General features: G+C 38.3%; 5 protein-coding genes and 1 pseudogene. All 6 read right to left on the reverse strand.

Annotated elements, in window-relative coordinates; translation table 11 throughout:
• Positions 1-423, reverse strand: a pseudogene (locus tag V7659_RS21270) (alpha/beta hydrolase); the annotation flags it as partial.
• 68 nt (positions 424-491) lie between these two features.
• Entirely contained in the window at positions 492-1,151 is a 660-nt protein-coding gene (locus tag V7659_RS21275) for a 3-oxoacid CoA-transferase subunit B (protein ID WP_335542078.1), read from the reverse strand.
• 16 nt (positions 1,152-1,167) lie between these two features.
• Positions 1,168-1,869 carry a CoA transferase subunit A gene (locus V7659_RS21280; RefSeq protein WP_335542079.1) on the reverse strand — a complete coding sequence of 234 codons (702 nt, stop codon included), beginning with the start codon at positions 1,867-1,869 and terminating at the stop codon, positions 1,168-1,170.
• A gap of 477 nt (positions 1,870-2,346) precedes the next feature.
• Entirely contained in the window at positions 2,347-2,547 is a 201-nt protein-coding gene (locus tag V7659_RS21285) for a hypothetical protein (protein ID WP_335542081.1), read from the reverse strand.
• Positions 2,548-2,727: 180 nt separating this feature from the next.
• Positions 2,728-3,249 (reverse strand): DinB family protein, encoded by a 522-nt coding sequence (locus V7659_RS21290; RefSeq protein WP_335542082.1) that lies wholly within the window; start codon positions 3,247-3,249, stop codon positions 2,728-2,730.
• Between the two features lie 255 nt (positions 3,250-3,504).
• The gene (locus V7659_RS21295) at positions 3,505-4,329 is read right to left on the reverse strand and encodes a GNAT family N-acetyltransferase (RefSeq protein ID WP_335542084.1); all 825 of its coding nucleotides are present in this window, start codon (positions 4,327-4,329) and stop codon (positions 3,505-3,507) included.
• Positions 4,330-4,459: the final 130 nt, after the last annotated feature.

Genomic DNA, 4,459 nt, shown 5'->3' on the forward strand with positions numbered 1-4,459 from the left:
AAACAGTAAATCGGTCGCCGTTTCATTTCGAGTCGCGGGTATGCCCCCTACAACTAATTTTCCATTCCAATTGTCTGGGACACGAATGACAAATTTGGCATCGTCAAAGATACCATTGACTTGGACGCCACTTACTGACGCAGGTTTGTACATGTTATACCAACCAGTTCCTTCTTCTTGATTCCCCCAATTAAAAGGAGCCAGTCCTAAATTCCCAAAAACAGTGGCTGCTGCATATTGAGCCGGATTTTTTGTTGTTAACCAATTTCCGTTTGTTCCATCAAACTTGCTCACCGTTACGGCTTGTGCCCCCGATACTTCTGAAGAAGAGGAAGCAGAAACACTCTTTTGCAAGAAATTCTGAGGAGCAAGCGGAAACAATAAAGCAGAGGCAGCAGCTATCGTTAGGAGTTTACCTTTCATCAAAAAATCCCCTCCGATTCTAAATTCTGAAATAATGGTTTTTAAAAATATAGATTGAATGAGTCACATTACACTGATAAACTGTTAGCCAGGAATTCCGGACTAATTGTAAAATTGGCATCAGTTTTTCCCTTCACTTCCTCAATGGTAACCCCTTCTTGTGTTTCCACTAGAACCATTCCTTCAGGCGTAAAATCAAATACAGCTAACTCAGTAATTAAGCGATGGACACCTCCTTTCCCTGTTAAAGGAAGGGTGCATTCTTCTTTAATTTTAGACTCGCCATATTTATTGACATGTTCCATAATCACAACAATGCGTTTAGCACCATTTACAAGGTCCATCGCTCCGCCCATACCCTTAACCATTTTCCCTGGGATCATCCAGTTGGCAAGATCTCCGCTTTCCGAAACCTCCATCCCTCCAAGAATGGCTAAATCAATATGGCCGCCGCGGATCATGGCAAAGGACTCGGCGCTATCAAAATAAGAGGCGCCATTCACTGCTGTTACCGTTTCTTTCCCTGCGTTGATTAAATCAGGATCGACATGTTCCTCATCAGGATAGGGCCCGATTCCCAACAGACCATTTTCTGATTGAAGCAAAACACTGTATTCGGCAGGTATTTCATTTGCTAATAGCGTTGGTATTCCAATACCCAAATTGACATTCATCCCATCTTGTATTTCCTGCACTGCCCTTTTGATAATTTTTTGACGTACATCCATGGATAATTTCTCCTCTCTATGCTTGAATAACTGTCCGTCTCTCAATTCTCTTTTCATAACTTTCCCCTGCTAAAAGTCGCTGAACATACACGCTTGGTGTATGTATGTGGTCTGGATTTAGTTCACCAGCACCGACAATTTCTTCTACCTCTGCAATCGTTATTTTTCCAGCCATTGCTGCCAACGGGTTAAAATTTCTGGCTGTTTTGTGGTAAACTAAATTCCCTAACGAATCCGCTTTCCAAGCCATAACTAAAGAAAAATCGCCAACAATGGCTTTTTCAAGGATATAGGTTTTTCCGTCAAAGTTTTTATGTTCTTTTCCTTCAGCGATCGGTGTTCCAACTCCGGTAGCTGTATAGAATCCTGGAATGCCGGCACCGCCTGCACGGATTCGTTCAGCCAAGGTACCTTGTGGCACGAGTTCCACTTCTAATTCCCCGCTTAAAAATTGTTGTTCAAAAATCTTGTTCTCTCCAACATAGGAAGAAATCATTTTTTTAATTTGTTTATTCGCAAGTAATAATCCGAGTCCCCAATCGTCGACACCACAATTATTACTAACAATCGTTAAATCTTTAACACCTTTATCTCGTAAAGCTAGAATTGCCTTTTCTGGTATCCCACAAAGGCCGAATCCGCCGACAATAATCGTGGCTCCGTCATGGATATCCTCGATGGCTTTTTCAAACGAATCAATTATTTTTCCATTCTTCATTCTCTTTTCCCCTTTTTTATAGAATCATGTTCCGAAACATGCAACGATTATTCGGATAACGGATTCGTTAATCAACATGTATGAACGGTACAACTTTATAACAGAAAACGTTTACAACAATCTAACCTCCTATTCTATAAAGTCCCTGATAATCATTTAGTAGCAAGTTTTATGCCAAATATATTTTATTATTCAGAATTAATAAAATAGGTAGAAATACATAAGTAGCAAACATTTTTCTATGTTCTTGGTTAAATACTTTCCGTTTTTTCGGAATTAAAGTTATACAGCTTTTCCGGAAAACGGGAATCTTCCGGTTTTTCGGAAATAACCTTGGCTAGTAATCAGCGTAGAAGAAATCAAAAAAGGGTTAGTCCCTCTAAGTAATGAGAGACTGACCCCAATGTTTTTGTTAAAACTTAATCGTGCTAAGAGGAGCGAAATCCTCGCAAAAAAACCTCCTCAAACGAGAAGGGATTACTCTTTTTCCGTAATAAACCAACCCTCAGGTTTTTTTTCTATTTTAAAAATATCTTCATCGAATTTTTTACGTAATGCTTTATATTCCTCATTTTCAATTTTAATCTCTGAAACTCTAATTTGTTTTAGTGTAATTTCGGGCTTTTTGAGTTCAAATATCAAATCTTTAAAAATAAAATAGGTTCTTTTTCGTTCCATTCTCTCCACTTCCTTCCTTAATATTACCTACCTATAGAATTAGGTAAAAATGAATGAAACCCATGAAAACTCTTTTAAATTTAATTGTAACAAAAGGTCCCTACTCATTCAATAAATGTATAGTAAGCTGGATAAGGAAGATGTCTAAATATTAAAAATTTATGGAGAAAGCAAAACTATTCATGAATCATTTTGTAATTTTTTGAGCAACTGGAAAATCTGACCTCTATGATGGGATTCATGTTCAATCAAATGATACACAACCCACTCAGGTGTGACATCGTATTGTTCCAGTACTCTAGGCTTACGCCAATCTGTTAGGTCCATTGAACGAAAATGGGAAAGAAATACTTCACGAACCTTATTAAGGCGGTAAAAATGTTCTTCTAAACTTTGTCCCTCCATGTGGGCTAAAGAGCCATCTTCGGACCGATGTTCTAACGGAAACATCGAACGTATTTCGGGATCCCAATCGGTAACTAGTACCTCTTCATATAACCAATCTGCCTCGATTAAGGCGATGTGATACAACAACGAGCCAATTGTTTGTCTTTCATCCATTTTGGTATCGAGAATCGTTTGGCTAATACCAGTTAATTCTGTTAAAAGAGTACGGCGAACATCCTCTAAACACCATAGCCATCGGCCAATCTCTTCATTAAATCCTGGTAATGGAGATACTAGTAAACTTCTTCTATCCAATAAGATCATCCTTCTCTTAATTTTTTTAGTTTCATTCGTCGTTGAATATGTGGGACTTATGAGCGAATTTTGGGCTCCAATGAGCGAATATTAGGCCTCAATGAGCGAATTATATGATTCAATGAGCGAATATCATGGATTAATGAGCGAATTTGAAAAACAACAATCTATTAACTCCTATCTTTGATCAATAACTTATAAAAAAAGATGCTTTACAGGGCATCTTTCTATGAATTCCAAATGTTTAACTTGTAATTACTTTTCATATAGATAATAATCCTGGGAATGGTAACTTCTAAATCCACACGATTCGTACAACCTTAGGGCATGGGCGTTTTTGGCCTCAACCTCGAGAAAAATAGGCAATCCTTTTTTATGCTCCATGATTACCACATTTGATAACGCTTTTCTCCCGATCCCTCTTCCCTGCAGTTCAGGAAAAACCGCAAAACCATAGATCCAAGCCTCTCCATTCGATTCGGAAACTCGCATTTTCCCAGCTGTTTTTCCTTCTGATTCAATAATGAAACGTTCGTCACTGCTAGTCTCCCTAATCGTTTGGTTAAACTCCCGTGCAGAATCTTCGTTGATACCAAACCCTAATACTTCGAGTTGGATTTCGGCTTCCCAATCTTCTTCAGTCAGAGACGGTCTAAGGGTTACGGACTGATCCTCAGTCATATCCTTTTCTTGCCATTTCATTTGATACTCTGCAACTGAAAAAGCACAAGGAATATTCTTTAAAAACTGCTTGGCAGATTGAGATTCTGTTGGAGCATTTAACAAAATCGTAGTATATCGTTTTTTCGAATCGATTAGTCCCTTATCCATCAACTCAGAAAAGATCCCTTTCCTTCGGTAATTGGGGTGCACCATTCCGCATAATTCAACTTTATCTCCAAAACCATAGATGCCAAGAAAGCCGACAAGCTTACCATCTTCATAATGGAATAAGTCTTCCTTTTGCTTTCCAATCCGATTTTCTAGCATATCAAAATTAAGCTTCAAGTCGAATCCGCCCTCTTTTTCGCAGACCGCCTGAAGTGCTTTTATTTCCAATATATTTTCTTTTGTTAGCATGCATTTCACCCCTGTTCATATTCACCTATTCCTATTCTTGATGATAAGTTGTCATTCCTTCTTTTTTTAAAATCTTTCGTTGTTTTGATTATTAGTGCAATAATAAAAATGGGATAGCCGCAGCCATCCC

This window comes from Neobacillus drentensis (assembly GCF_036966985.1).
Lineage (GTDB): Bacteria > Bacillota > Bacilli > Bacillales > Cytobacillaceae > Neobacillus > Neobacillus drentensis_E.

What these genes read in the sequence shown, in the direction of transcription:
- V7659_RS21275 (WP_335542078.1), bottom strand. Translation starts at nt 1,151, where the DNA reads ATGGATGTACGTCAAAAAATTATCAAAAGGGCAGTGCAGGAAATACAA.
- V7659_RS21280 (WP_335542079.1), bottom strand. Translation starts at nt 1,869, where the DNA reads ATGAAGAATGGAAAAATAATTGATTCGTTTGAAAAAGCCATCGAGGAT.
- V7659_RS21285 (WP_335542081.1), bottom strand. Translation starts at nt 2,547, where the DNA reads ATGGAACGAAAAAGAACCTATTTTATTTTTAAAGATTTGATATTTGAA.
- V7659_RS21295 (WP_335542084.1), bottom strand. Translation starts at nt 4,329, where the DNA reads ATGCTAACAAAAGAAAATATATTGGAAATAAAAGCACTTCAGGCGGTC.